Annotated in this window: 27 protein-coding genes; 20 read left to right on the forward strand and 7 right to left on the reverse strand. The window is 71.3% G+C overall.

Annotated elements, in window-relative coordinates:
* Positions 1–53 precede the first annotated feature (53 nt).
* From mce to BM333_RS05665, 10 genes are all read left to right on the forward strand, one after another.
* A complete protein-coding gene (mce, locus tag BM333_RS05620) occupies positions 54–476 on the forward strand; it encodes a methylmalonyl-CoA epimerase (protein ID WP_092308219.1) in 423 nt (140 codons plus the stop codon).
* A 1-nt stretch (position 477) separates the two neighbouring features.
* Positions 478–741, forward strand: coding sequence for a DUF1467 family protein (locus BM333_RS05625; RefSeq protein ID WP_092308221.1), 264 nt, complete (start codon positions 478–480; stop codon positions 739–741).
* Positions 742–752: 11 nt separating this feature from the next.
* Entirely contained in the window at positions 753–1,091 is a 339-nt protein-coding gene (locus BM333_RS05630) for a DUF3088 domain-containing protein (RefSeq protein ID WP_092308223.1), read from the forward strand.
* Between the two features lie 199 nt (positions 1,092–1,290).
* On the forward strand, positions 1,291–2,607 hold the full coding sequence (gene proS, locus BM333_RS05635; RefSeq protein ID WP_092308225.1) for a proline--tRNA ligase: 1,317 nt from the start codon (positions 1,291–1,293) through the stop codon (positions 2,605–2,607).
* Positions 2,604–3,908 carry a lipoprotein-releasing ABC transporter permease subunit gene (locus BM333_RS05640; RefSeq protein WP_092308227.1) on the forward strand — a complete coding sequence of 435 codons (1,305 nt, stop codon included), beginning with the start codon at positions 2,604–2,606 and terminating at the stop codon, positions 3,906–3,908. The genes proS and BM333_RS05640 overlap by 4 nt, the downstream gene beginning before the upstream one ends.
* Positions 3,901–4,638: an ABC transporter ATP-binding protein gene (locus tag BM333_RS05645; RefSeq protein ID WP_092308229.1), complete on the forward strand. Its 738-nt coding sequence runs from the start codon at positions 3,901–3,903 to the stop codon at positions 4,636–4,638. The genes BM333_RS05640 and BM333_RS05645 overlap by 8 nt, the downstream gene beginning before the upstream one ends.
* Positions 4,639–4,688: 50 nt before the next feature.
* On the forward strand, positions 4,689–5,063 hold the full coding sequence (locus tag BM333_RS05650; RefSeq protein WP_143105780.1) for a hypothetical protein: 375 nt from the start codon (positions 4,689–4,691) through the stop codon (positions 5,061–5,063).
* 357 nt (positions 5,064–5,420) lie between these two features.
* Positions 5,421–8,879 (forward strand): DNA polymerase III subunit alpha, encoded by a 3,459-nt coding sequence (gene dnaE, locus BM333_RS05655; RefSeq protein ID WP_092308546.1) that lies wholly within the window; start codon positions 5,421–5,423, stop codon positions 8,877–8,879.
* Entirely contained in the window at positions 8,879–9,235 is a 357-nt protein-coding gene (locus BM333_RS05660; protein ID WP_092308233.1) for a GFA family protein, read from the forward strand. Before dnaE ends, BM333_RS05660 begins: the two co-directional genes overlap by 1 nt.
* 11 nt (positions 9,236–9,246) lie before the next feature.
* On the forward strand, positions 9,247–9,777 hold the full coding sequence (locus BM333_RS05665; protein ID WP_092308236.1) for a hypothetical protein: 531 nt from the start codon (positions 9,247–9,249) through the stop codon (positions 9,775–9,777).
* Here BM333_RS05665 and BM333_RS05670 read toward each other — a convergent pair.
* From BM333_RS05670 to BM333_RS05680, 3 genes are read right to left on the reverse strand one after another with little or no spacing between them, the layout of a single operon-like run.
* Positions 9,753–10,562 (reverse strand): TrmH family RNA methyltransferase, encoded by an 810-nt coding sequence (locus BM333_RS05670; RefSeq protein WP_092308238.1) that lies wholly within the window; start codon positions 10,560–10,562, stop codon positions 9,753–9,755. The two genes, BM333_RS05665 and BM333_RS05670, sit on opposite strands and share 25 nt — an antisense overlap.
* Positions 10,563–10,564: 2 nt before the next feature.
* Positions 10,565–11,494, reverse strand: a complete 930-nt coding sequence (locus tag BM333_RS05675; RefSeq protein ID WP_092308240.1) for an RsmD family RNA methyltransferase — start codon at positions 11,492–11,494, stop codon at positions 10,565–10,567.
* A complete protein-coding gene (locus BM333_RS05680) occupies positions 11,466–12,929 on the reverse strand; it encodes a glycosyltransferase family 2 protein (RefSeq protein WP_245777158.1) in 1,464 nt (487 codons plus the stop codon). The genes BM333_RS05675 and BM333_RS05680 overlap by 29 nt, the downstream gene beginning before the upstream one ends.
* Positions 12,930–13,044: 115 nt before the next feature.
* On the opposite strand from BM333_RS05680, the gene BM333_RS05685 reads away from it, so the two are divergent.
* Genes BM333_RS05685 through BM333_RS05700 form a run of 4 tightly spaced genes read left to right on the forward strand, consistent with a single transcriptional unit; the run spans position 13,045 to position 16,272 of the window.
* Positions 13,045–13,677 carry a TetR/AcrR family transcriptional regulator gene (locus BM333_RS05685; protein ID WP_092308243.1) on the forward strand — a complete coding sequence of 211 codons (633 nt, stop codon included), beginning with the start codon at positions 13,045–13,047 and terminating at the stop codon, positions 13,675–13,677.
* Complete coding sequence (locus BM333_RS05690) at positions 13,674–14,477, forward strand: ABC transporter substrate-binding protein (RefSeq protein WP_245777159.1); 804 nt, start codon at positions 13,674–13,676, stop codon at positions 14,475–14,477. The genes BM333_RS05685 and BM333_RS05690 overlap by 4 nt, the downstream gene beginning before the upstream one ends.
* Positions 14,474–15,469: a FecCD family ABC transporter permease gene (locus BM333_RS05695; RefSeq protein ID WP_245777160.1), complete on the forward strand. Its 996-nt coding sequence runs from the start codon at positions 14,474–14,476 to the stop codon at positions 15,467–15,469. Before BM333_RS05690 ends, BM333_RS05695 begins: the two co-directional genes overlap by 4 nt.
* Positions 15,466–16,272: an ABC transporter ATP-binding protein gene (locus BM333_RS05700; RefSeq protein ID WP_092308247.1), complete on the forward strand. Its 807-nt coding sequence runs from the start codon at positions 15,466–15,468 to the stop codon at positions 16,270–16,272. The genes BM333_RS05695 and BM333_RS05700 overlap by 4 nt, the downstream gene beginning before the upstream one ends.
* On the opposite strand, the gene BM333_RS05705 is transcribed toward BM333_RS05700, so the two are convergent.
* Entirely contained in the window at positions 16,212–18,305 is a 2,094-nt protein-coding gene (locus BM333_RS05705; protein ID WP_245777161.1) for a transglycosylase SLT domain-containing protein, read from the reverse strand. The two genes, BM333_RS05700 and BM333_RS05705, sit on opposite strands and share 61 nt — an antisense overlap.
* Positions 18,306–18,415: 110 nt before the next feature.
* On the opposite strand from BM333_RS05705, the gene dapA reads away from it, so the two are divergent.
* The gene (dapA, locus tag BM333_RS05710; RefSeq protein ID WP_092308251.1) at positions 18,416–19,303 is read left to right on the forward strand and encodes a 4-hydroxy-tetrahydrodipicolinate synthase; all 888 of its coding nucleotides are present in this window, start codon (positions 18,416–18,418) and stop codon (positions 19,301–19,303) included.
* Positions 19,303–19,773 (forward strand): SsrA-binding protein SmpB, encoded by a 471-nt coding sequence (gene smpB, locus BM333_RS05715; protein ID WP_092308253.1) that lies wholly within the window; start codon positions 19,303–19,305, stop codon positions 19,771–19,773. The genes dapA and smpB overlap by 1 nt, the downstream gene beginning before the upstream one ends.
* 6 nt (positions 19,774–19,779) lie before the next feature.
* Here smpB and BM333_RS05720 read toward each other — a convergent pair whose 3' ends face one another.
* From BM333_RS05720 to BM333_RS05730, 3 genes are all read right to left on the reverse strand, one after another.
* Positions 19,780–19,971 (reverse strand): hypothetical protein, encoded by a 192-nt coding sequence (locus BM333_RS05720; RefSeq protein WP_092308255.1) that lies wholly within the window; start codon positions 19,969–19,971, stop codon positions 19,780–19,782.
* 127 nt (positions 19,972–20,098) lie between these two features.
* Positions 20,099–20,740 carry a uracil-DNA glycosylase gene (locus BM333_RS05725; RefSeq protein ID WP_092308257.1) on the reverse strand — a complete coding sequence of 214 codons (642 nt, stop codon included), beginning with the start codon at positions 20,738–20,740 and terminating at the stop codon, positions 20,099–20,101.
* Positions 20,737–21,306 (reverse strand): LabA-like NYN domain-containing protein, encoded by a 570-nt coding sequence (locus BM333_RS05730; RefSeq protein ID WP_092308259.1) that lies wholly within the window; start codon positions 21,304–21,306, stop codon positions 20,737–20,739. Before BM333_RS05730 ends, BM333_RS05725 begins: the two co-directional genes overlap by 4 nt.
* Between BM333_RS05730 and folK the strand changes: the two genes are divergently transcribed.
* The 4 genes from folK (at position 21,305) to BM333_RS05750 (ending at position 24,975) form a co-directional block, all read left to right on the forward strand.
* Positions 21,305–21,874 carry a 2-amino-4-hydroxy-6-hydroxymethyldihydropteridine diphosphokinase gene (gene folK / locus BM333_RS05735; protein WP_092308261.1) on the forward strand — a complete coding sequence of 190 codons (570 nt, stop codon included), beginning with the start codon at positions 21,305–21,307 and terminating at the stop codon, positions 21,872–21,874. The genes BM333_RS05730 and folK overlap by 2 nt on opposite strands.
* The gene (locus BM333_RS05740) at positions 21,871–22,239 is read left to right on the forward strand and encodes a hypothetical protein (protein WP_092308263.1); all 369 of its coding nucleotides are present in this window, start codon (positions 21,871–21,873) and stop codon (positions 22,237–22,239) included. Before folK ends, BM333_RS05740 begins: the two co-directional genes overlap by 4 nt.
* 85 nt (positions 22,240–22,324) lie before the next feature.
* Entirely contained in the window at positions 22,325–22,684 is a 360-nt protein-coding gene (gene rpoZ / locus BM333_RS05745; RefSeq protein ID WP_092308558.1) for a DNA-directed RNA polymerase subunit omega, read from the forward strand.
* Between the two features lie 134 nt (positions 22,685–22,818).
* Positions 22,819–24,975, forward strand: coding sequence for a RelA/SpoT family protein (locus BM333_RS05750; protein WP_281246037.1), 2,157 nt, complete (start codon positions 22,819–22,821; stop codon positions 24,973–24,975).
* Positions 24,976–24,999 lie beyond the last annotated feature (24 nt).

Raw genomic sequence — 24,999 nt, forward strand, 5'->3', positions numbered from 1 at the left:
GGCGCGTCATCGCGCGCCTTCTCCCGCGCGTGCGGAACCGCTAAGTCCTCGCCATGATCGGAAGACTGAACCACGTCGGCGTCGCCACCCCCTCGATCGAGGCCAGCGTCGCGATGTATCGCGACATGCTCGGCGCGACGCAGGCGCACGCGCCCTTTGATCTGCCGGCGCAGGGCGTCCGCGTCTGCTTCGTCGACCTGCCCAATAGCCAGATCGAACTGATCGAGCCGCTGGGCGAGGACAGCCCGATCCACGGCTTCCTGGCGAAGAACCCGAAGGGCGGCCAGCACCACGTCTGCTTCGAGGTCGAGGACATCCTCGCCGCCCGCGACGCCCTGCGGGCGAAAGGCGCGACCATCCTCGGCACGGGCGAACCGCGCATCGGGGCCCACGGCACGCCGATCATCTTCCTGCACCCGAAGGACATGGGCGGGGTGCTGGTGGAGCTCATGGAAACGCCGAAGGAGGCGCACTGACATGCCGGTGGGCCTCTTCACCATGGTCGCCATCTATCTCGTCTGCTGGTGGGTGGTGCTGTTCACCGTCCTGCCGCTGGGCATGAACCAGCGCGACCAGGAGCAGCCCACCGACGGCGCCCAGTGGGGCGCCCCGGTGCAGCCGAACCTCAAGAAGAAATTCCTCACCACCACGTGGATCTCCGCCATCCTCTGGGCGCTGATCATGGTGCTGGTCTGGCTCGGCTGGATGCCCATCCCCGACCTCGCCCCGCCCGCCGCCTGAGGAGCGCCGCCGTGACCGATCGCCTGTTCCTGATCAATCCGGGCTGGACCGACGACCACGGCGGCCCGTGGTACTGCCCCGCCGGCGCGGTGATCGAGGGCGTGCTGGCCTTCCATCCGCAGCTGAAGGACCGGCTCGAGATCGTCCGTCTCGACTGGCCCCGCCCGCGGCCGGCGGTGATCGAGCAGGTCGGCGAGGACCATCAGTCGTGCCCGCTGCTGGTGCTGGACGGCGACTTCGACTGGCCCGGGGCGCAGACCAGCGCCGCCACCGGCCGCCGCTTCCTGCAGGACGAGGCGATCATTCCGTATCTGGCCGCGCGCTACGGCATCGCCCGCCCGCATCCGTAGGGACTAGGGATAGGGATTAGGGAGCAGGAAGGCCGGGCTGAGTCAGGACTGCTGGCGGTGCACCGGTTCCGCGCCACGCGCTTGATCCCTAATCCCTGATCCCCAATCCCCAATCCCTAATCCCTTCCCCCGGCCTAGCTTTCGCCCCGCCCGACCCGCTAAACCGGTCCTCCCACGCCTCCCACGCCGGATTCTCCCCATGCGCCTGTCGCGCTATTTTCTGCCCACGCTGAAAGAGGCGCCCGCCGACGCCCAGATCGTCTCGCACCAGCTGATGCTGCGCGCCGGCCTGATCCGCCAGGAGGCCGCCGGCATCTACGCCTGGTTGCCGCTGGGCCTGCGCGTGCTGCGCCGCATCGAGCAGATCGTGCGCGAGGAGCAGGTGAGGGCGGGGGGCGTCGAGCTGCTCATGCCGACCCTGCAGCTCGCCGACCTGTGGCGCGAGTCCGGCCGCTACGACGCCTACGGGCCCGAGATGCTGCGCATCACCGACCGGCACGAGCGCGAGCTGCTCTACGGCCCCACCAACGAGGAGATGATCACCGACATCTTCCGGGCCTACGTGAAGTCCTACAAGGCGCTGCCGCTGAACCTCTTCCACATCCAGTGGAAGTTCCGCGACGAGCGCCGCCCGCGCTTCGGCGTCATGCGCGGCCGCGAGTTCCTGATGAAGGACGCCTATTCCTTCGACATCGACGAGGCCTCGGCGCGCCGGGCCTACAACCGCATGTTCGTGGCCTATCTGAACACCTTCGCCCGCATGGGGCTGAAGGCGGTGCCGATGCGCGCCGACACCGGCCCGATCGGCGGCGACCTGAGCCACGAGTTCATCGTTCTGGCCGACACCGGCGAGAGCGCCGTGTTCTGCGACCGCAAGCTGGTCGAGATGCCGGCGCCCGGCGGCGACGTGGACTGGGACGACCTTCAGTCAATCGTTGATCAGCGAACCGCGCTCTACGCCGCCACCGAGGAGATGCACGACGCCGGGCGCTTCGAGGCGGAGACCGCCGAGGGCGACCGCCTGTCGGCCCGCGGCATCGAGGTCGGCCACATCTTCTACTTCGGGACCAAATACTCGGCCCCGATGAAGGCCCACGTCCAGGGCCCCGATGGCAAGGACGCCCCCGTGCACATGGGCAGCTACGGCGTCGGCGTGTCGCGCCTGCTCGGCGCCATCATCGAGGCCAGCCACGACGAGGGCGGCATCATCTGGCCGGACGCCGTGGCTCCGTTCGACGTGGTGGTCATCAACCTGCGCGCCAACGACGCCGCCGTCTCGGCCGCCTGCGAGCAGGCGGTCGCGAAGCTGGAGGGCCTCGGCAAGGAGGTGCTCTACGACGACACCGACGAACGCCCCGGCGGCAAGTTCGCCACCGCCGACCTGATCGGCGTGCCGTGGCAGCTGACCATCGGTCCCAAGGGGCTGGCCGAGGGCGTCGTCGAGCTCAAGCGCCGGGCCACCGGCGAGAAGCTGTCCCTGCCGCTGGACGAGGCGATCGCGAGGCTGACCGCATGACGGACACCGCAGCGGCCATGAAGCCCGTGAAACCCGCCGGCCCCTTCGCCGCCTGGGAGTTCGGGCTGGCGTTCCGCTACCTCCGCGCCCGGCGCAAGGAGGGCGGCATCGCCCTGATCGCGATCATCTCCTACGTCGCCATCGCCCTGGCGGTGATGGCCCTGATCACCGTGATGAGCATCATGGCCGGCTTCCGCAGCGAGCTGCTCAGCCGCATGCTGTCGTTCAACGGGCACGTCTATGTGCAGGGGCAGGTGCTGACCTCGCCCGAGCGCGACGCCGCCGTCGCCCGCCTGCGCGCGGTCCCCGGCGTGGTATCGGTGACGCCGCTGGTCGAGAACCAGAGCCTGCTGCGCGCCGCCGGCCGCACCACGGGGGCCATGGTGCGCGGCGTCGCCCCCGACGACCTCGACTCCATGTCCTTCGTCTACGCCAGCCTCGACGAGCGCACCAAACAGACCTTCGGGCAGGGGCCGTACGGCGGCGACAACGTCATCATCGGCAAGGCCCTGGCCGAAGGCCTCGGCCTGCGCGTGGGCGACCCCATCACCCTCTTTTCTCCCACTGGCGCGGACAGCGCCTTCGGCAATCTGGGCGGGCTGGAGAAGACCTACCGCGTCGGCGGCGTGTTCAGCTCGGGCACCGCCGACTTCGACCAGCTGTTCGTCTTCATGCCGCTGGAGCAGGCCCAGCTGTTCTTCGCCAAGGAGGGCGTCTGGGACGTCATCGAGATCAAGGTGCAGGAGCCCGACCGGGTCGGCGACCTGCTTCAGCCCCTGCGCGACGCGGCCGGCCCCACCGCCCTGGTCAGCGACTGGCGCGACCGCCTCGCCGCCTTCTGGGGCGCGCTCAAGGTCGAGCGGGTGGCGATGAGCATCATCCTCGGCCTCGTCGTGGCCATCGCCGCGCTCAACATCATCTCCGGCATCGTCATGCTGGTGAAGAACAAGACCCGCGACATCGCCATCCTGCGCACCGTCGGGGCCAGCCAGGGCTCCATGCTGCGCATCTTCTTCATCGCCGGCGCGACTATCGGCGTGCTCGGCACCCTGACCGGCCTGCTGCTCGGCCTGCTGTTCTGCCTCAACATCGGGGCCATCCAGCACTTCCTCGAGGGTCTGCTGGGCGTGCAGCTGTTCAACGCCGATGTCTACATGCTCGACGCCATCCCGGCCGAGGTCGACCCGCTCGACGTCTTCTGGGTCACCGTCTGGTCCTTCTTTATGAGCTGCGTGGCCGGTCTGATCCCGTCGTGGCAGGCCGCCCGGCTCGATCCCGTGGAGGCGCTCCGCTATGAGTGAGACCGCCCCCATCCTTTCGGCCCCCGTCCCTTCGGCCCCCGTCCTTTCGGTCCGCGGCCTGACCCGCACCTACGACACCGCCGGCGGCGGCCTGACCGTGCTCAGGGGCGTCGACCTCGACGTGCGGCCGGGCGAGGTCGTCGGCCTGATCGGCCCGTCCGGCTCGGGCAAGTCGTCGCTGCTGCACGCCGCCGGCCTGCTGGAGCATCCGACCTCGGGCGAGGTGCGCATCGACGGCCATGAGATGGGCCATCTGCCCGACAACGCCCGCACCCGCGTGCGGCTCGGGGCCATCGGCTTCGTCTACCAGTTCCACCACCTGCTGCCGGAGTTCGACGCCCGCGACAACGTGGCCCTGCCGCTGCGCATCGCCGGCGTCGGCCGCGAGGCGGCCCGCGCCCGCGCCGAGGAGCTGCTGACGAAGCTCGGCCTCGCCGACCGCCTGACCCACCAGCCGGCCCAGCTGTCCGGCGGCGAGCGCCAGCGCGTCGCCGTGGCCCGCGCCCTGGCCAACCGCCCGCGCCTGCTGCTCGCCGACGAGCCCACCGGCAACCTCGACCCGGCCACCAGCCAGACGGTGTTCGAAGCCCTGCACGACCTGGTCAAATCCACCGGCGTCGCCGCCCTCATCGCCACCCACAACATGGAGCTGGCCGGCCACATGGACCGGGTCTTCGCCCTGAAGGACGGCCACCTTGAGGAGCGGCCGGCGGAGAGCCACGCCTACTGATGCGAGCGGCGGCGTTCTCCGGGTTGGTCGCTCTCCTCGTGGCGGGCTGCATGGACCCGAAGGCGCCGGAGACGCTCGCGGGGCAGCGGCTCGAGGTCGGCGACCAGAGGCTGCTCGCCTGGCCGGCGACGGCGATGGATACGCCTGCCTACGGCGTGATCGGCGTATCCTGCGAGATCGGCGAATTCCCGATCCAGGTTCTGGAGCCTGATCGCGATCCGGCCATCGCCCGCCGGGAGTTCGCCTTCGCGGCCGCCTTCAATCAGGCGATGATCGCGAGTCCCTACTACTCGGCCGCTGAATGCCGGGCCTTCAGCGCCGACGGACAGCCGGCATTGGGCAGGGTGGGGCCAGAGGCGACGCGGGTCGCAGCGCCCCGCCTTGGCGAAGACTTCCGCCAAATATTCGGGTTCGAAGCCCCGTAGCCTCCGCGGCCCTCCACGGCCGGCTTGACAGGAACACAACGCGAACATAGAACATACGAGGAACACGCAACCGGGAGGACCGACATGGCGCGTTGGATGAGGGATCTGCTGTCGCTGGCCTCGTGCGGCGGGGTGGTCTGGGTGATGTGGCAGGCGGCGCTGATGCTGCCGGCGGCCTGAGGGCGCTGGCAGGTTTGGCAGGTTTGGCGCCCCGAAACCGTGCCAGGGCGCAGACTTTCACCCGGATGAAAACTTGTCCACGCCCGATCGCGGTCTTCCCCGGCTGAACCCGCCCTTCCGCCTGTCCAGCGAATCGTCGCCGGGCGATAGGGTGGGGGAGGCCGGGGCGTGAGCCGGCTGTGGGAGACGCGTGTGCCGCAGGGCTTCATCCACCTCCGGGTCCGTTCGGCCTATTCGCTGCTGGAGGGCGCGATCAAGGCCGGCAAGGTCCCGCGCCTGGCCGCCGACGCCGGCATGCCCGCCGTGGCCGTGGCCGACCGGGCCAACCTGTTCGGGGCGCTGGAGTTCAGCCAGGCGGCGAAGGACGCCGGCGTCCAGCCGATCATCGCCTGCGCCCTGCCGGTCACCGGCGTGGGCGGCCGCCCGGCGGAGCGCTGGGCCAAATGCCCGACCGTGGTCCTGATCGTCCAGAACGAGGCCGGCTGGCTGAACCTCTGCGCCCTGTCGTCGGCCGCCTTCCTCGAGGCCGGGCCGATGGACGAGCCGGGCGTCGACTGGCGGCGGGTGGTTGAGCACGCCGAGGGCCTGATCCTGCTCTCCGGCGGTCCCGATGGTCCCGTCGACCCCCTGTTCGTCCAGGGCAAGCCGGACGAGGCCGCGACCGCGTTGTCGGCCATGCGCGAGGCCTTCGGCGACCGCCTCTATGTCGAGCTGCAGCGCCACGGCCTGCCGCAGGAGGCCCAGGCCGAGCGGGGTCTGGTCGAGTGGGCCTACGCGAACGACGTCCCGCTGGTCGCCACCAACGACGTCCACTACGCCAGGGCCGCCCAGGCCAAGAGCCACGACGCCCTGCTGTGCATCGCCGACGGCGCCTTCACCGGCCAGGAAGACCGCCGCCGCATCACCGGCGAGCACTGGTTCAAGCCGGCCGCCGCCATGCGCGAGCTGTTCGCCGACCTGCCCGAGGCCTGCGACAGCACCATCGACATCGCCCGCCGCTGCGCCTTCCTCGTCACCACCCGGGCGCCGATCCTGCCGCGCTTCGACACCGGCGCCGGCCGCGACGAGCCGGCCGAGCTGGAGCACCAGGCGCGCGAGGGCCTGAAACAGCGCCTGCGCGAGGTGACCCCCGCCGCGCCGGAAGAGGAGTACTGGAAGCGCCTCGAATGGGAGGTCGGGATCATCGTCCAGATGGGCTTCCCCGGCTACTTCCTGATCGTGTCGGACTTCATCAAATGGGCCAAGGCGCACGGCATTCCGGTCGGGCCGGGGCGCGGCTCCGGGGCCGGTTCGCTGGTCGCCTGGGCCCTGACCATCACCGACCTCGATCCCCTGCGCTTCGGCCTGCTGTTCGAGCGCTTCCTCAACCCCGAGCGGGTGTCGATGCCGGACTTCGACATCGACTTCTGCCAGGAGCGGCGCGAGGAGGTCATCGCCTACGTCCAGGACAAGTACGGCAAGGACCGCGTCGCCCAGATCATCACCTTCGGCACCCTGCAGGCCCGCGCCGTGCTGCGCGACGTCGGCCGGGTGCTGCAGATGCCGCTCGGCCAGGTCGACCGCCTCGCCAAGATGGTGCCGGCCAACCCGGCCAACCCCGTCACCCTCGCCCAGGCCATCGAACTGGAGCCTCGCCTGAAGGAGGCCCGCGACAGCGAGGCGGCGGTGCGCTCCCTCCTTGACACGGCGCTGGAGCTGGAGGGCCTGTACCGCAACGCCTCGACCCACGCCGCCGGCGTGGTCATCGGCGACCGCCCCCTGACCGAGCTGGTGCCGCTCTACCAGGACCCCCGTTCGGACATCCCGGCCACTCAGTTCAACATGAAGTGGGTCGAGCCGGCCGGCCTGGTAAAGTTCGACTTCCTCGGCCTCAAGACCCTGACCGTGCTGGACCGCGCCCACGGCTACCTGTCGCGCCGCGGCGCCGCGCCGGTGTGGAACCAGCTGCCGCTGGACGACCCGAAGACCTACGAGCTGATGGCCTCGGGCCAGACCGTCGGGGTGTTCCAGCTCGAATCCCAGGGCATGCGCGACACCCTGCGCAAGATGCGCTGCGGCTCCATCGAGGAGATCACCGCCCTCATCTCCCTCTACCGGCCGGGGCCGATGGAGATGATCGACACCTACATCGACCGCAAGTTCGGCCGGGCCGAGGTCGACTACCTGCACCCCTCGCTCAAGGAGGTGCTGACCGAGACCTACGGCGTCATCATCTACCAGGAGCAGGTGATGAAGATCGCCCAGATCCTGGCCGGCTACAGCCTCGGCGAGGCCGACCTGCTGCGCCGGGCGATGGGCAAGAAGAAGAAGGAGGAGATGGACTTCCAGCGCGCCCGCTTCATCAAGGGCGCGTCCGAGAAGGGAGTCCCCGAGGAGCAGTCGGGCGGCATCTTCGACCTGGTGGCCAAGTTCGCCGGCTACGGCTTCAACAAGTCGCACGCCGCCGCCTACGCCCTGATCTCCTTCCAGACCGGCTGGCTGAAGGCCAACCACCCGGTCGAGTTCATGGCTGCGTCCATGAGCCTCGATCTCAGCAACACCGACAAGCTGGCTGTTTTCTATCAGGATTGCCGTCGCTTCGAGGTGCCGGTGAAGGCCCCGGACGTAAACCGCTCCTCGGCCGACTTCGACGTCGCCCGGGAGGACGGGCAGGGCAGCGTGCTCTACGCCCTGGGGGCCATCCGCAACGTCGGCCTTGAGGCGATGAAGCACCTCGTCGAGGTGCGCGAGACCGGCGGCCGCTTCACCGACATCTTCGACTTCCTCGAACGGGTCGACCCCAAGTACGTCAACAAGCGCGCGCTGGAGAACCTCGCCCGCGCCGGCGCCTTCGACAGCTTCCACTCCAACCGCCGCCAGCTGGTCGAACAGGCCGACACCCTGATGGCCTATTGCCAGAGCGTGGCCGCCGAGCGCGCCTCGGCCCAGGTCAGCCTGTTCGGCGGTGACCAGGCCGCCGCCGCCCGCCCGCGCCTGAAGCCGGTCGAACCCTGGGTCGGCCCCGAGAAGCTGGACCAGGAACTGGCCGCGGTCGGCTTCTACCTCTCCGGCCACCCGCTGGAGGACATGGCCCCGGCCCTGAAGCGCAAGCGCGTCACCTTCGTCGCCGAGGCGACCCAGCTGGCCGAGAGCGGCCACGAGGCCTTCATGATGGCCGGCGTGGTCCGCCGCCGCCAGGAGCGGGCCAGCGCGAAAACCGGCGAGAAGTTCGCCTTCGTCACCTTCTCCGACCCGACCGGCGAGTTCGAATGCCTGTTCCCGCCGGAACAGCTGCGCAAGTGCCGCGAGGTGCTGGAGGCGGGGGCGTCGGTCATGGTCCGCGTCCGCGCCAAGGCCGCCGACGGCGAGGTGCGCTTCTTCGGCGACGACGCCAGCCGCCTCGACGCCGTGATGGACGACACCCAGCTGGCCCTGCGCGTGCACGTCTCCGCCCGCGCCGCCGACGCCCAGGCGCTTCGCGCACGACTTGAACGCGCGTCGGCAAGCAACGGCAAGGGCGGTGAAATCCTGCTCGTCGCGGCCCTCGACGGCCGGCGCGAGGTGGAGATGAAGCTGCCCGGCCGCTACCGTCTCGACGGCGCCCTGCGCGGCGCGCTCAAGTCCGCCCCCGGGGTGGTCATGCTGGAGGATGCCTGATGACCGACGTTCAAACCCACACCGGCTCCTGCCATTGTGGCGCCGTGGCCTACGAGGTCGACATGAGCCTCGACGGCCTCATCGAGTGCAACTGCTCGCACTGCTATCGCAAGGGCTTCGTGCTCGGCTTCGTCCAGCCCGACGCCTTCCGCCTGACGGCCGAGGGAGCCGAGACCGAATACCGCTTCGGCAGCCACAAGATCGGTCATCGCTTCTGCCAGACCTGCGGCGTCCAGACCCACGCCCGCGGCGAAGGCCCCGACGGCCGGCCGATGGTCGCCGTCAACGTCCGCACCCTGACCGACATCGAGCCGTTCAGCTGGACCGCGACGCGGGTGGACGGGCGGAGCTTCTAAGGCTCAAGCGGATGAAGGTGCATGATCGGTCCGAGCTGACGATCCCATATTCGCGCGTGCGCGTCCTCGGCGGGGCGCTGCTCACGAGCACCCTCTCGGTTTTGTTGCTGCTGAGTTTCATCGACCTCGACGCCTACAGCGGGCGTTACGCGCACGGCTTCGGGCCGGTGCTGGTCGCCGTGATCACTGTGGGATTGATCGGGGGGCTGCTGCCGGCGACGTTCTTCGACTGGTTTGTCCTGTGGCGCCGTGGGTATGCCGCTCGCGTGGCCGACGAGGTCCTGACCTTCTACCGAGGCGACGTCGTCCTGATCTGGAAGAGGGGATACGTCGCCGTTCCGGTGCGGGAGATCACCTCCGTGGAGGAGGCGGGACCGGCCCTCCGTTGGGGGCGACTCATTCGCATCCGGTGTCGGAGCGGCGCTGTTCTGATGGAGACCTTCTACTCCAGCGGGAGTCCGGACGAGGTGATCCGATCCATTCAGGCCGCGGTGGGGCTCGCCGGGCCTCTTAAGGCTCAATCCTCGTCCGTCACCGCATAGACCATGATGCCGGTGGCGATGGCCAGGTTCAGGCTGTCCGCCCGGCCGCGCATGGGGATCTTGACGTTGACGTCGCAGGCCGCCGCCAACTCGTCCGTCAGCCCCGCCTGCTCATTGCCCATGACGATCAGCGCCGGCCGCTGGATGGCCGCGTCGCGGTAGCCGTGGACCGCGTCCAGCCGGGTGCCGATGACGCTGCCCGGCCAGCCCTGCCGCCAGGCGAGGAACTCGGCCTGGCTCGCCCGCGCGATGGCCACGGCGAAGACCGAGCCCATCGTCGCCCGCACCGCCTCCACCGAATAGGGATCGACGCAGTCGCCGACGAGGATCACCCCGCCGCAGCCGGCCGCGTCGGCGGTGCGGACGATGGTGCCGAGGTTGCCCGGATCGCGCACCTGTTCCAGCGCCACCCAGCACGGGGCCGACTCCGGAACGACGGCCGACAGCGGCGTGTAGACCTGGTCGAACACGCCCAGCACCGTCTGCGGATTATCGCGCCGGCTGATCTTCTCGAGGATGGCGCGGGTGACGACGACCACCTCGCCGCCCGCCGCCCGGGTCTCCGCCTTCGCCCGCTCCAGCAGCGGATGCGGCCGCGCCTCCTCGCCGACCAGCAGCAGCTTCGGCGCCCGGCCCTGGTCCAGCGCCTCGCCGATGAACTTCAGACCCTCGGCCAGGAACCGCCCCGTGGCCTCGCGCTCCTTGCGCATGTGCAGGGCCCGCACGGCCTTGACCGTGTCGTTGGTCAGCGAGGTGATCAGCCTGTCCTGTTCCGGGGCGGCCATGCTCAGGCGCTCCACCGCGCGAAGAAGCTCAGCCCGATGGCCCGCCCGTCGGGCCGGTCCTCGGCCAGCGCCAGTTCACCCCAGTCGATGATTCCGCCGCGATCCGCCGTCGCCTCCGCCATCAGGTGGGCCAGCGACAGGCCCGAAATCCGCGCCGCATAGGCGTTTAGCAGCAGGAAGGAGGCGTCGTCCGCGAGCAGGGCGGCGCAGTCCTTCAGCAGGAGCGGCAGGTCCTCGAACAGCCGCCACACCTCGCCCGTCGGGCCGCGTCCGTACTTGGGCGGGTCGAGGATGATGCCGTGGTACTTCGATCCCCGCCGCACCTCGCGCGCCACGTACTTGCGCGCGTCCTCGACGATCCAGCGGATCGGCCGGTCCGCCATCCCCGAGACGTCGGCGTTCTCCCGCGCATAGCCGACCGACTTCTTGGACGCGTCGACGTGGGTGACCTCCGCCCCCGCCGCGGCGCAGGCCAGGCTGGCCACCCCTGTGTAGCCGAACAGGTTCAGCACCCTGGGCCGGCCTTCCGGGGCGCTAACGCCCTTCGGGCTGCCTGAGCGCGAGAGCGTGCGCACCCGCGCGTCCAGCCACTCCCAGTTCGCCGCCTGCTCGGGAAAGAAAGCCAGGTGCCGGAAGGGCGTGAACCGCCCGGTGAACCGGACGTCGCGCCACGCCAGCGGAAAGGTGTCGAGCGGCCGGGCGGCGAAGCGCCAGCGGCCCGCCTCGTCCTCGTCGGTCGGATCGAACACCGCATCGGCGCGGTCGAAGGCCCCGGGGTCGCGCGGGCTCCAGAAGCACTGCGGCTCGGGCCGCACCACGGTGAAGCGGCCGTAGCGCTCCAGCTTGCGGCCGTGGCCGCTGTCCAGCAGGGCGTAGTCGGCCCAGCCGCGGGTGACGAGGGTCTCAGGCGACGGGTTCAGGCGCGGCGACATGGGCCGCTGATAGGCGCTGCGGGGCCGCCTCGTCCAGCGCCCCGTCAACCGCCGCGGCCGGGGCGGGGGCGTCGGGGCGGTGCCGCGTCTTGTCCCAGGCGAAGGGCTCGCGCACCAGCCGCCACACGGCGTGGGCGAAGGCGAGGCTGAGCAGGCTCCAGTAGGCCGGCGCGGCGAGCATGTCCCTGACCCCGTAGGGCACGCCGGCCCGGCGCGCGCCGATGGCGCAGGCCAGCCAGGCCGCCGCCGCCCCCATGACGAGCACGCTCAGCGACAGGAAGGGCGTGGCCGGCGACAGACCGGCCGTTGCCGCCACCAGGGTCGCGGCGGCGATCCAGGCCAGCGACGGACCGTGCAACGCCGCCGAGGCCAGGCCGGCGCCGACCGTCAGGAGCAGCGCCGCCGCCCCGCGCAGGCCCAGCCGCCACGGCCGCCGCGTGTGCACGCCCCACGTCTGCATGTAGCCCTTCTGCCACCGCACGCGCTGCGGCAGCCAGTGCTCCAGACGGCCGGGCGGCGTCTCCCGGGTCGGCCGATCGATCATCCCCAGCCGCCAGCCGCGGCTCCACAGCCGGAAGCCGAGGTCCGCATCCTCCGTGACATTCCAGGAGTCCCAGCCGCCCACCGCCTTCAGGGCCGCCGTCCGGAAGTGATTGCTGGTGCCGCCGAGCGGGAAGGGAAGGCCGAGGCGCGCGAGGCCGGGGAGGGCGGTTTCGAACAGGGCGGCGTACTCGGCGGCGAACTGGCGATCGAGGAAGGGATCGGCGCCGTCGGTCCCCAGACGCCGGATGCGCAGCGGCGCCTGAAGACAGGCGAGGCGGCCGCTGTCGTCGGCGGCGAAACGCGCCGCCGCGGCCCGCAACTGGCCCGGGTCGGGCTCGTCCTCGGCGTCGTAGACGGTCAGGAGTTCGCCCGTGGCCCGCTCCAGGGCGTGGTTCAGCGCGCGGGGCTTGGTCTGCGGCGCGCCCGGCGGAATGATGAACAGCTCCAGCCACGGCGGGCGCGGCGCGGCGAGGGCGGCCCGGATGGTGTCGTGGTCGTGGGCCTCGAGGAGCAGCAGGCCCTGCAGCCGGTCGGCCGGATAGTCGATCCGCGCCAGCCGCGAGACGAGCAGCGGAACCACCTCGGCCTCGTCATACAGCGCCGCCAGCACCGTGTAGCGCGGCCAGACGGTCGGGTCCGGCGCCGGTGGCGCCGGGGCGGCGCTGAGCATGACCAGCAGGATCCGCCAGACGGCGACCAGCAGGAAGCCGGCTCCGAGTGCGACCACGATCACGGCGCCGGTCCGCTCAGCCTGCAGCCAGAACCCGGCCCCGCCGCACCCCGCCAGCGTCGTCAGGATCAGCCACTGGAAGGGCGCAAGGCCCCGGCGGCCGGCGCTCTCTTCCGACGCCGGTCCGTAGCGCGCCTCACCGCGCTGCGGTTCGCCCGCCACGCTGGTCTCAGCCCTGCCCACACGCAATGGTTAACGCCGCCGGGCGCGCACGGCAACCGGTTGGCGAGGACGGTCGAATGCCGCTATTCAGGACAGACGCCGCCGGGAGTTCACCGTGTCCACCGAAGCCCCAGCCAGCGCCCGCTCGCAGCGCAAGCCGAAGGGCGAAGGCCATGAACGCCGCGCGGAGATCCTCGCCGCGGCGGAGCGGATCTTCGTGGAGCACGGCTACGAGGGGGCCACGATCCGAAAGATCGCCGACGAGGTCGGCCTGTCCTCCACCGCCCTCTACATGCACTTTCCCGACAAGGGCGCGATCCTGCAGGAGATCTCCCGCCAGGCCTTCGAGGCCCTGCGCGCCGGGAACGAGCGCGCCATGGCGCAGTCGGGGCCTGCCGAGGATCGTCTGCGCCGGATGATGCGCGCCTACGTCGAGTTCGGTTTCGGCAATCCCAACGCCTATCGTCTCGTCTACATGACCCGCCCGGCGGAACTGCAGGAGGGGCCGCAATCTTCGGCGCGCGAACTGGGCACGGAACTGTTCCGGTCGTTCGAGCGGGTGGTCGAGGAGCTGGAGGCGGCCGGCCGTCTCCGCGTCGACGCCCGCACCGCCGCCCAGGCCCTGTGGGCGGGCGGGCATGGCGTCGTCTCGCTGATGATCAGCAAGCCGTACTTCGACTGGGTCGACCGCGAGGCGCTGACCACGGCGATGATGGAGGGGCTGCTCGCGGGCTTCCTGCGGCCTTGAGGCCCGCAGCGGCCGTCGCGGCGGGCCTGTCCGCGCTGTTTCTGGCGAGCGCCGCCGAAGCCCGGCCGCTGCGCGCCATGGCGCTGGACCAGTGCGCGGACCAGTATCTGCTCGCGCTCCGCCCCGACGCCGACCTGGCGTTGTCGCCGCGCGCCGACGATCCGGACGCCTGGCTTCGCTCGGCCGCGGAGGGGCGGCGGCGCGTCCGGCCGACTCTTGAGGCCGCCGTCGCTTTCGAACCCGACGTGGTGGTCCGCTACTGGGGCGGCGAGCCGCGGCTGCTGCGACGGCTCTCGGATGCAGGCGCGCGCGTCGCCGTGATCGAGGACGCCAGCGACTTCAAAGGGGTGCGCCGGAATATTCGCATCGTCGCGGAGGCGCTCGCGGCGCCGGAGCGCGGCGAGGCGCTGATCGCCCGCATGGACGCGCGCCTCGCCGCGGCGGCGGCGACGCCCGGCGCGCCACGCCCCGGGGCCCTGTATCTCACCGCCGGCGGCTTCACCGCCGGTTCCGGCACTCTCGTCGATGCCATCCTGGCCGCGGCCGGCTTCGCCAATCTCGCACCGGCGCCGTTCTTCGGCCCCGTCAGCGTCGAGCGCATCGCGCTGCAGCCGCCGGCCCGCTTCGTGCTCGGCTTCTTCGACCAGATCCGGGGCGACTGGCGCGGTCCGGGACGGCATCCCGTGGTGCGTCGGTCGGCCCGCGGGCGGGTCGCGGCCAGCCTGCCGGCGGCGAGCCTGACCTGCCCGGCGTGGTTCGCCGCCGACGCCGCCGCCCTGCTGGCGGAGCGCCGCCCGTGACGCCCGCCCCGCGGGCGTCGCTCACGGCGGCGCTGACGATCGCCATCCTCTTCGCTCTCGTGCTCGCCGTGCTCCTGGGAGAAAGCCCGCTGTCCGCCGCGCAGCTCGCCGAGGCCTTCCGCGACCCGTCCTCGGGGCCCGGCCTGGTGCTATGGCAGGTGCGGGCGCCCCGTGCGGCCACTGCCGTGCTGGTCGGCGGCGCACTGGGCCTGGCGGGCGCCGTCATGCAGGGGCTGCTGCGCAATCCCCTGGCGGATCCCGGCGTGCTCGGCGTCTCGGCCAGCGCCGCCTTCGCCGCCGCCGTCGCCATCGTGCTGGGGCTCGCCGCCGTCCCCGGAGCGGTGGAGGCTTCGGCCCTGGCCGGCGCCGGCGCGGCCGGCGGCCTGCTGGTGCTGTTCTCGGCGCGGGTGCGTTCGCCCGAGGCGCTGATCCTGTTCGGCGTCGCCCTGTCCAGCTTCGCCGGGGCCGCCACGGCCCTGATCTTCAACCTGTCGCCGTCGCCGATCGCCAGCGCCGAGGTGATGGGCTGGCTGCTCGGCTCGGTGCAGAACCGCAGCTGGATCGACGTTGCATGGGTCGCGCCGGCCGCCCTTCTCGCCGCCGGTCTCGCCCGACTCGCCGCGCCCGGCCTGCGCATGCTCAGCCTCGGCGAGGAGACGGCCCGCACCTCGGGCCTGCCGATGGCGCGCCTCCGGGTGCTGGCCCTGCTGGCGACCTCCCTGGCGGCGGGCGCGGCCGTCGCCGTGGCCGGGGTGATCGGCTTCGTCGGCCTGGCGGCCCCGCACCTCGTCCGCGCCGCGGTGCGGGGCGATCCCGGTCGGCTTCTGCGGCCTTCGGCCCTCGCCGGCGGCCTGATGCTGGTGGTCGCCGACCTGCTGGCGCGCATCGTGCCGACCGATCAGGAGCTCAAGCTCGGCGTCTTCACCGCCCTCGTCGGCGCGCCCCTGTTCGCCCTCATCGCCTGGCGCGCGGCGCGGGAGTGGCGGCTATGAGCGCCCTCGAGCTCGCCGGCGCGACCGCGCGGCTGGGCGGCCGGGCCGTGCTGGAGGCGGTGGACGTCGCCGTCGCCCCGGGCGAGCTGGTGGCGCTGGTCGGTCCCAACGGCGCCGGCAAGTCCAGCGCCATCCGGGCGCTCGCCGGCCTGCTGCCGCTGACGTCTGGCGAGGCGCGGCTGGGCGGGGACGCCGTCCACGCCCTGTCCGGGCGGGAGCGCGCCGCTCGCGTCGCCTACCTGCCGCAGGAGCGGCGCATCGCCTGGAACCTGCCCGCGCTCGAGGTCGCCGCCCTTGGCGCGCCCTTCCTCGCCGGATCGCAGGCCATCGCCGCCGCCCGTGGTGCGCTGGCGCAGGTGGAGGCGGGCCATCTCGTCGACCGCGGCGTGGCCGAGATGTCGGGGGGCGAGCGGGCCCGGGTGCTGCTCGCCCGGGCGCTGGCCGCCGACGCCGCCGCCCTGATGGCCGACGAGCCCATCGCCGGCCTTGATCCCGACGCCCAGCTGATGGTGCTGGAGCTGCTGCGGGGCCGCGCCCGCGCCGGGCAGGCGGTGCTGGCCAGCCTTCACGACCTGACCCTCGCCGCCCGTCACGCGGACCGGGTCGTCGTGCTGGACGCCGGACGCGTGGTCGCCGAGGGGCCGCCGCTGGAGGCGCTCGGCCCCGGGGTGCTGGCCCGGGTCTTCGGTCTTTCAGGGCGCTGGATGGAAACCCCGGAAGGTCCGCTGCTGTCCGGCGTCCGCTATTCCGAAGGATCTGACGGCGGCGTCCGCAGGTCCGGCTCGCCCTCAAATCCGGGATAGGGTCGCGGCCCCTCGGCAGCGCCGCGGCGCAGGTCCTCGGACAGGGTCAGCCGGGCCGAGCCGCCGTCCAGCCGGGCCTTGTAGATGCTCATGTTCTCCATGACCCGCATCATGTAGTTGCGCGTCTCGGTGAACGGGGCGCATTCGATGAAGTCGACCGGATCGGTCTGGCCGCCCCGCGGGTCGCCGCAGCGCGCGATCCACTGCGGCGGGCGCGCCGGGCCGGCGTTGTAGCCCACTGTGGTCAGCAGCATCGATCCGCCGAAGCGGGTCATCAGCTCGCCGAGGTGGTAGCTGCCCAGCGTCATGTTGTAGTCGGGCTCCCACAGCCGCTCGGCGGACCAGGGCATGCCGAGGCGGCGGGCCACGCCGGCCGCGGTCGACGGCAGGAACTGCATCATGCCACGCGCATCGGCGCTGGAGCGCGCTCGCGGATCGAAGCTCGACTCCTGGCGGGTGATGGCGAGCGTGAAGGGCAGGGGAGCCGCCCCGGCCACCTCCGGCGGGATGCGGACCGGATACTGCCGCTCCGGCATCAGGAACCCGCGCTGGCTGGCGGCGCGGCCGACCATCATGGCCGTGAAGCCCTCGCCATAGCCGCGCGCCGCATCCATCAGCAGGGCGAGCTGCGCCGGCCCCGGCAGGTCGTCGTCCAGCTGGTAGGCGAACACCCGGAACAGGCTGGCCTCGCCGGTTTCCCCGAGGATGCGCAGGGCGCGCACCCGCTCGTCCGCTTCGAAGGCGGCGCGGTCGGCGGCCGACGGAACGGGATCGGCGGGCAGGGAGATCGTCGTCATCCCCGCCTTCTCGGCGGCCAGCTGACCGTAGAAGCTCTGGATGTGCTCGGCGCCGGCCCGGTAATGGGCCACCGCCGCCGGCGTATTGCCCTGCGCCTCGGCCGCCCGGCCGAGCCAGTACAGCGCCCGTCCCTGGGTGATCGGCGTAGACGAGGCCTGCCGTAGCGTTTCGAAATGCGCCGCCGCCCGGGCCGGATCGTTCAGCTTCACCAGCGCCACCCAGCCGGCGAAGAATTCGGCGTCGACCTTGCGTTCGCCCGAGAGGAAGCCGTGTCCGGCCATGGCGTCGTAGGCCGCCTGCCAGTTGCGGCGCTCCAGCGCGTCGAGGAAGTAGTTGCGCCGCTCCGACCACAGGGTGTTCTGCGCGTCCGTCGAGGACGTCCCGGCGGGGGGAAGGGCGGAAAGCAGGGCGAAGCCCTCTGACTGCCGGTTGGCCGCCCGCAGGATGCGGGCCCGCTCCAGCGCCACCGCCGGCTCGCGCGCCTGCGCCGGCGTCAGATTGGCGACGATCGCATCGGGACTGTAGGCCGTGCGCAGCGCCATGGCCGCCTCGGCCACCGCCCGCCGACCGGGCGAGACCAGCTGGGTCATGGCGCGGGTCGCCGGCCCGTGCGGGCCCGCCAGAAGCAGGTTCAGGCGCGCCTCATGGTCGACCTGGGTGAGGGCGGAGCCCCAGCGGGCGAGGATGCGGGCCTGGCTGGCGTCGTCGAAGGAGCGGCTCGTCCACCAGTCGCGGATCAGCCGCCGCGCCTCGTCGCCGCGACCGCGGTGCTCCAGCGCGTCGGCCAGGGCGATGGCCCCCTCGACCGTGGTCGGCTCAATCCGCTGGAACAGGGCGAGCGTCGCGTCCGGCCCGGCGTAGCCGCGCTCCAGCGCCTTCTCCACCGCCGCGCGGCGGCTGTCGGAGCGCGGCCAGCCGGCGAAGCGGGCGTCGACATCGGCCAGCTCCGACCACGACATCCGGTCCGCCGAGGTGTCGAGCAGTGCCCATTCGACCAGCTTGCGCGCCGCCGGATCGGCGATCCGGCCGATCACCGCCCGCGTGCCGGGAATGTCGCGCGCCCGCGCCAGCGCCAGCCCCTCGCGGAACAGCGCCGCGTCCTGGTCCCCCAGGACCCGCGGCTGATCGCCGACCGGCCCCTGGGCGACCGAGGCGTAGGGGACCTGGGGCGGCATCAGGGTTTCCGGCGCGGGCGCGAGGAGGGCCAGCGCGGCCGCGAGACTGGTTCCGATCATGCCGTGTGCGATCCCCATTGCGTCCTGTTGCGGTCAGCCGGTCGGCGACCTACCCTTTGCGGCCTGTCCGGCGCCCGCCGCCCAACCTTCCGTCCAGGATCATCGTTCCCATGACCGCCCCCTTGTTCAAGGGCGTGATCACCGCCCTGATCACACCACTTCGTGACGGAAAGGTGGACGAGGCCGCCTTCCGCGCCCTGGTCGAACGCCAGATCGCGGCCGGGGTTCACGGCCTGGTGCCCATGGGCACGACCGGCGAGAGCGCCACCCTGCATCCGGAGGAGCACCGCCGCGTCGTCGAACTATGCGTCGAGGTCGCCGCCGGCCGGGTGCGCGTCATCGCCGGCGCGGGCGCCTCGGCCACCGACAAGGCGATCGATTTCGTGCGCCACGCCAAGACCGTCGGGGCCGACGGGGCGCTGGTGGTCACACCCTACTACAACCGGCCGTCGCAGGCGGGCCTGTCCGCCCACTTCGAAGCTGTCGCCGAGGCGGTGCAGCTGCCGATCCTGCTCTACAACGTGCCTGGCCGCACTGGCGTGGACATGGCCAACGAGACGGTCGCCCGACTCGCCGTCCATCCCAACATCGTCGGGATCAAGGACGCCACCGGCGACCTGGCGCGCGTCAGCTGGATGCGCGCCAACATCGTCGGCCAGCAGTTCGACCTGATCTCGGGGGACGATCCCAGCTACCTCGGCTACCACGCCCAGGGCGGCGTCGGCGTCATCTCGGTCACCTCCAACGTCGCCCCCGAGGCCATGGTCGCCCTGCACGAGGCCGCCGCCGCCGGCGACTACGCCGTGGCCCGCGACTGGCAGGACCGGCTGATCGGCCTGCACAAGGGCCTGTTCCTCGACAGCTCGCCTTCGCCGGCCAAATACGCGCTCGCGCGGCTGGGCCTGTGCACGGAGGAGGTCCGCCTGCCGCTGGTCCCGACCTCGGACGCCGTCAAGCCGGCCATCGACCGGGCCATGGCCGACGCGGGCCTCGGCTGATGGCGTCGGACAAGCCGAAGATGAAGGTGATCGCCGAGAACCGGCGCGCGCGCTTTGACTACTTCCTCGAGGACTTCACCGAGGCCGGCATCCAACTGCTCGGCACCGAGATCAAGGCGCTGCGCGACGGGCGCGCCAACATCGCCGAGTCCTACGTCGCGCCCGAGGGCCGCGAGCTGGTGCTGATCAACGCCGACATCCCGCCGTACAAGCAGGCCAACCGGTTTAACCACGAGCCCCGCCGGCACCGGAAGCTGCTGCTCCACCGCCGCCAGATCGACCGCATGATCGGCGCGGTCCAGCGCGAAGGCCGCACCATCGTGCCGGTGAAGCTCTACCTGAACGAGGCGGGCAAGGCGAAGATCGAGATCGCCCTCGCCAAGGGCAAGAAGATCCACGACAAGCGCGAAGCCTCGGCCGAGCGCGACTGGCAGCGCGACAAGGCGCGCCTGCTCAAGGAGCGCGGCTGACCCCGCTCAGCCCTGCAGCGGCTGCGCTTCCAGCACCCCCGGGGGCGGCGCGGACTCATAGGCGTCCATGCCGCCCAGCGACGGTTGCGTATGTTGCTGGATCACGATGCCGCCGGCCGCGATCAGGGTCGCCCCGACCAGCGCCCACAGGGCAGCCCTTCTTTCCCGGGGCGTGAACACCCCGCCTCTGCTACGCATGACAGCCTCCAAAGCTGTCTGGTCAACGCCCGCCCCCGGGCGTCGTTCCTGAGGATGGACGGTACACCCGTTGCAGGCCGATTCCCGTGATGCGGGAGACACACCGCAGGAAAACCGAACGCCGTTCTCAACCGTCCAGGAGGCTGCGCGCGCGCTGGAAAATCGCCTCGAACATGCCCGCGGTCAGGCGTCCGGTGTTCGTGTTCAGCCGGGAGCAGTGGTAGCTGTTGAGCAACACGTAGGGCCCGATCCGGCCCTCCGCTCCGTGGCCAGCCGGCATGGCGGAGCCCGGCCGCCCCAAGGCCCGCAGAACGTTCCGCCGCGAAACGTCGCCCAACGTCACGATCACCTTCAGCCGGGGCAGGGCCGCCAGCCGGGCCTGCAGGAACGGCCGGCAGGTCGCCTCCTCGACGGGCAGAGGCTTGTTGCCGGGCGGCGCACAGCGGACCGCGTTGGTGATCATGCAGTCGACCAGCTCCAGCGCGTCGTTTCCGTCCGGATCGTAGCCGCCGCGCGCGAAGCCGGTGCGCTGCAGGGTCTCGTAGAGCAGCCAGCCGGCGTGATCGCCGGTGAACGGCCGGCCCGTGCGGTTCGCGCCGGTCCGGCCCGGCGCCAGCCCCGCCACCAGCAGCCCGGCCTGCGGATCGCCGAACGAGGGCACCGCGCCGTTGAACCAGCCGGGGGTGCGTCGCTCGTTGTCCTTCCGGTACTCGACCAGCCGCGGGCACAGGGGGCAGTCGCGCGGCGCTTCCGGCGGAGCGGCGGTCACGACCGGTCATCCCGGGGCAGGCCGACGCCGCCCGACGTCCGCGGCCGCCCGATGTCCGGCAGCAGGTCCGCCAGCTCGACGAACGCATCGGCCTGCCGACGCAACTCGTCGGCGATCTGCGGCGGCTGGCTCTTCAGGGTGGAGACGACGGTCACCCGCACCCCCTTCGCCTGCACCGCCTCCACCAATCGGCGGAAGTCGCCGTCGCCGGAGAACAGCACCGCATGATCCAGCCGTGGCGCCAGCTCCAGCATGTCCACGGCGATTTCAATGTCCATATTGCCCTTGGTCCGCGACCGTCCCTCGGCGTCGGTGAACCGCTTCACCGGCTTGGTCACGACCGAGAAGCCGTTGTAGTCCAGCCAGTCGACCAGCGGCTTCAGCGGCGAGAACTCCTCGCCCTCGACCACGGCGGTGTAGTAATAGGCGCGGACCAGGACGCCGTCCCCGCGGTACAGCTCGAGCAGCTTGCGGAAGTCGAGGTCGGCGTTCAGGGCGCGGGCCGCCGAATATAGGTTGGCTCCGTCGATGAAGAGGGCGGTGCGTTCACCGGGATTGGGCGTCATGAATACGGGCTCCGGAAAATCCGACGACGTCCGGCCCTCCGTCGAAATAGACGGCGGCCTCGATCTGGACTCCGCTGTCATCGTCGCGCTGGGCTGCAATGACAAGGGGGCGTGGGCCGACTGCCGGGAGGCGCTGGAGGCCGCGCTCGCCCGGTTCCGCAGCGAAGGTGTGGATGTCGTCGCCCGTTCCTCGTGGTGGCGTTCGGCCGCCTGGCCCGATCCGGACGATCCGCCCTTCCTCAACGGCGTCGTCATCGTCCGCACCGAACTGGGGCCGCACGAGCTGATGGCGGCGCTGGGCCGCATCGAGGAGGCTTTCGGCCGGCAGCGCGGCCGCCCAAACGCCCCCCGCACGCTCGATCTCGACCTGATCTCCTACGGGCGGCTCAGCGGCGACCTCGACGGCCTGATCCTGCCGCACCCGCGCGCCGCCGACCGCGTGTTCGTCATGGGGCCCCTGGCCGAGATCGCGCCGGAGTGGACGCACCCGCGCGGCAGAACGGCGCACGCGCTTGCCCGCGACGCTGCCGTCGGTCGGGACGCGTCGCCCATGAAGGAGGGGACATGAACTTACTGGTCGTGACACTGTTCGCGGCCGCGCTCGGCGCCCAGGACCCGACGGCGCCGGCCCCGCAAGAGTGGGATCCCGGGGACCCTCGGGTGCGGTTCGTCGAAGGCAGTCGATGGAGGGGGATTCCCCCGCGCGGGCGATGGTCAGGCCGGGCCAGCGTCCACATCCGCTGCACGGTCGTGTCGAACGGACGCCTCGAAGGATGCGAGGTGGTCGCCGAAACGCCCCGCGGACGGATCTCGCACTCCGACGCCCGGCGCGCGTTCGCGGACGCCCGCCTGCAGATGACGGAGGCGGGACCTCAACCGGGGGACCGGGTCACCCTGGAGATCGTCGTGACCCAGGAACAACGATTTCGCTGACGCCTCATTCCCGCCCATGCGGCGTTGCACAATCAGCTCCGTATCTCTATTTTCCGCGGTTCTCCCCCGCCGCCCGAGGATTTTCATGGCTCGCGTCACTGTCGAAGACTGCATCGAGAAGGTGCCGAACCGCTTTGGTCTGGTCCTGCTGGCCGGTCACCGCGCCCGCAATATCGCCAACGGCGCGCCGCTGACCCTCGACCGCGACAACGACAAGAACCCGGTCGTGGCCCTGCGCGAACTGGCCGAGGACGCCGTGCGTCCCGACGAGTTGCGGGAGAACATCATCACCACCCTGCAGCGGGTCGACGAGCGCACCGAGGCCGAGGACGAGGCCGAGACCGTCGCCCTGCTGGCCGAGCCGCAGCACATGAACATGGCCGAGGCCGAGCTGATCCGCGCGCTGCAGAGCGACCGCGACGGCGGGCAGGAGGAGCGGTACTGACGGCGGATCCCGCCAGCGGTGTCACTATCCTGCCGGCGCGACAGACCGCGCCGACCCCCAAAGCTGCCAATCTGAACGAACCGGCCGGCGAAGCGCCGGCGGCGGGCGTCCCCGACTACGCCGCGCGCAGCAAGGTGCTGCGCCAGTTCGAACTGGTCGAGGCGGTCAAGGCGTACGACCCGACCGCAGACGAGGCCCTGCTCAACCGCGCCTACGTCTATGCGATGAAGATGCACGGCTCGCAGCTGCGGGCCTCGGGCGATCCGTATTTCGCCCATCCGATCCAGGTCGCCGGCATCCTGACCGACTACCGGCTGGATACGGCGACCATCGTCACCGCCCTGCTGCACGACGTGGTCGAGGACACTTCGGCCACGCGCGACGACATCGCCGGCATGTTCGGCGAGGAGATCGCCTCCCTGGTGGAGGGCGTCACCAAGCTGTCGCGGCTGGAACTGCAGGCCGAGCACACGCGCCAAGCCGAGAACCTGCGCAAGTTCATCCTCGCCATCTCGAAGGACGTGCGCGTCCTGCTGGTCAAGCTGGCGGATCGCCTGCACAACATGCGCACCCTGCGCTACGTCAAGCCGGAGAAGCGCGAGCGAATCTCCCGTGAGACCCTGGAGGTGTATGCGCCGCTGGGCCGCTCGATCGGCATCCACTCGATCGCCTCCGAGCTCGAGGAGCTCGCCTTCGAGCACCTCAACCCGACGGCCCGCACGGCCATCGAACGCCGGCTGGAGGCGCTCAAGCTCGAGCACGGCCGCGCCATCGGCGGGGTGTCCCGCGAGATCGAGCGGGTGCTGGAGGAGGCGGGCGTCAAGGCCCGGGTCCTGGGCCGCGAGAAGACGCCCTATTCGATCTGGCGCAAGCTGCAGCGTAAGTCGGTGGGCTTCTCGTCCCTGTCCGACATCTACGGCTTCCGCGTCATCGTCGAGGCCGAGGACGACTGCTATCGCGCCCTCGGCGTCATCCACCGCGCCTGGCCCGTGGTGCCCGAGCGGTTCAAGGACTTCATCTCCACGCCCAAGTCGAACAACTACCGCTCGCTGCACACCACGGTCGTGGGCCCGTCGGGGCTGCGCATCGAGATGCAGATCCGCACCGAGGCCATGGACCGGGTGGCCGAGGACGGGGTGGCGGCGCACTGGGCCTACAAGAACCACTCCTACGGCTTCGACCGCGAGGCGATGGCCGCCCAGGGCGGGCGCGATCCGCTGCAGAACCTGCGCCACCTCGTGCAGGTCATCGAGCACGGCGAGGGCGGGGAGGACTGGGTCGAACACGCCAAGCTCGAAATGTACCTCGACCAGGTGTTCGTGTTCACGCCCAAGGGCGCGCTGATCACCCTGCCGCGCGGCGGCATGCCGCTGGACTTCGCCTACGCCGTACACACCGAGGTGGGCGACTCTGCGGTGGGCGTGAAGATCAATGGCGAACTGAAGCCGATGCGCACCCAGCTGCAGAACGGCGACGTGGTCGAGATCATCCGCGGGGCCAAGCGCGAGATCCCGTCGGACTGGCGCTCCCTGACCATCACCGGCCGCGCCCGCTCGGCCATCCGTCGTCACATCCGCAGCTCCGAGCGCGAGGAGTTCCAGAAGCTTGGTCGCGCCACGCTCGACCAGACCCTGTCGAGAGCCGGCAAGGCCCTCGCCGAGGTGTCGCTCAAGCCGGCGCTGGAAACCCTCGCGGCGGGGTCCGAGGACGACCTCTTCGAGGCCATCGGCCGCGGGCGGCTTTCCGCCGCCAAGGTCGGTGAGACCCTGTTCCCGAGCCTCAAGGGTCGCCTCAAGGCCGGTCCTGACCGCAAGCGCATCGGCGACGACCAGGCCCGGTTGTTCGTGCGCGGCGGCGGCCTGACGCCCGGCGTCAGCGTCCACTTCGGCCACTGCTGCTCGCCGGTCCCCGGCGATCGCATCGTCGGCATCCTCGAACCCGACGTGGGCCTGACGGTGCACACCATCGACTGCCAGCGCCTCGCCGACTTCGCCGACGACGATTCGGTCTGGCAGGACCTGCAGTGGACGCCGCAGGCGGAACAGGGAACGGTCGCCGCCGCCCGGCTGCGGGCCACCATCAAGAACGCGCCCGGGGTGCTCGGGCAGGTCGCCACCATCATCGGCGAGGCCGGCGGCAACATCCTCAACCTGGTCATGACCCATCGTCAGCAGGACTTCTTCGACGTCGACATCGACGTCGAGGTCGAGGACGCCCGCCACGCCACCACCATCATGGCCGCCCTGCGCGCCAATCCCTCGGTCGACACCGTCGAGCGGGCCCGCGGGTGAGAGACGAGTTCGACGCCGCCGAGC

Source organism: Brevundimonas viscosa, from assembly GCF_900116065.1.
Taxonomy (GTDB): Bacteria; Pseudomonadota; Alphaproteobacteria; order Caulobacterales; family Caulobacteraceae; genus Brevundimonas; species Brevundimonas viscosa.

Excerpts from the sequence above, each read along its gene's own strand:
- mce (WP_092308219.1), top strand. The coding sequence starts at position 54 with ATGATCGGAAGACTGAACCACGTCGGCGTCGCCACCCCCTCGATCGAG.
- BM333_RS05625 (WP_092308221.1), top strand. The coding sequence starts at position 478 with ATGCCGGTGGGCCTCTTCACCATGGTCGCCATCTATCTCGTCTGCTGG.
- proS (WP_092308225.1), top strand. The coding sequence starts at position 1,291 with ATGCGCCTGTCGCGCTATTTTCTGCCCACGCTGAAAGAGGCGCCCGCC.
- BM333_RS05640 (WP_092308227.1), top strand. The coding sequence starts at position 2,604 with ATGACGGACACCGCAGCGGCCATGAAGCCCGTGAAACCCGCCGGCCCC.
- BM333_RS05645 (WP_092308229.1), top strand. The coding sequence starts at position 3,901 with ATGAGTGAGACCGCCCCCATCCTTTCGGCCCCCGTCCCTTCGGCCCCC.
- BM333_RS05650 (WP_143105780.1), top strand. The coding sequence starts at position 4,689 with ATGGACCCGAAGGCGCCGGAGACGCTCGCGGGGCAGCGGCTCGAGGTC.
- BM333_RS05660 (WP_092308233.1), top strand. The coding sequence starts at position 8,879 with ATGACCGACGTTCAAACCCACACCGGCTCCTGCCATTGTGGCGCCGTG.
- BM333_RS05665 (WP_092308236.1), top strand. The coding sequence starts at position 9,247 with ATGAAGGTGCATGATCGGTCCGAGCTGACGATCCCATATTCGCGCGTG.
- BM333_RS05670 (WP_092308238.1), bottom strand. The coding sequence starts at position 10,562 with ATGGCCGCCCCGGAACAGGACAGGCTGATCACCTCGCTGACCAACGAC.
- BM333_RS05675 (WP_092308240.1), bottom strand. The coding sequence starts at position 11,494 with ATGTCGCCGCGCCTGAACCCGTCGCCTGAGACCCTCGTCACCCGCGGC.
- BM333_RS05700 (WP_092308247.1), top strand. The coding sequence starts at position 15,466 with ATGAGCGCCCTCGAGCTCGCCGGCGCGACCGCGCGGCTGGGCGGCCGG.
- BM333_RS05705 (WP_245777161.1), bottom strand. The coding sequence starts at position 18,305 with ATGATCGGAACCAGTCTCGCGGCCGCGCTGGCCCTCCTCGCGCCCGCG.
- dapA (WP_092308251.1), top strand. The coding sequence starts at position 18,416 with ATGACCGCCCCCTTGTTCAAGGGCGTGATCACCGCCCTGATCACACCA.
- smpB (WP_092308253.1), top strand. The coding sequence starts at position 19,303 with ATGGCGTCGGACAAGCCGAAGATGAAGGTGATCGCCGAGAACCGGCGC.
- BM333_RS05720 (WP_092308255.1), bottom strand. The coding sequence starts at position 19,971 with ATGCGTAGCAGAGGCGGGGTGTTCACGCCCCGGGAAAGAAGGGCTGCC.
- folK (WP_092308261.1), top strand. The coding sequence starts at position 21,305 with ATGAATACGGGCTCCGGAAAATCCGACGACGTCCGGCCCTCCGTCGAA.
- BM333_RS05730 (WP_092308259.1), bottom strand. The coding sequence starts at position 21,306 with ATGACGCCCAATCCCGGTGAACGCACCGCCCTCTTCATCGACGGAGCC.
- BM333_RS05740 (WP_092308263.1), top strand. The coding sequence starts at position 21,871 with ATGAACTTACTGGTCGTGACACTGTTCGCGGCCGCGCTCGGCGCCCAG.
- rpoZ (WP_092308558.1), top strand. The coding sequence starts at position 22,325 with ATGGCTCGCGTCACTGTCGAAGACTGCATCGAGAAGGTGCCGAACCGC.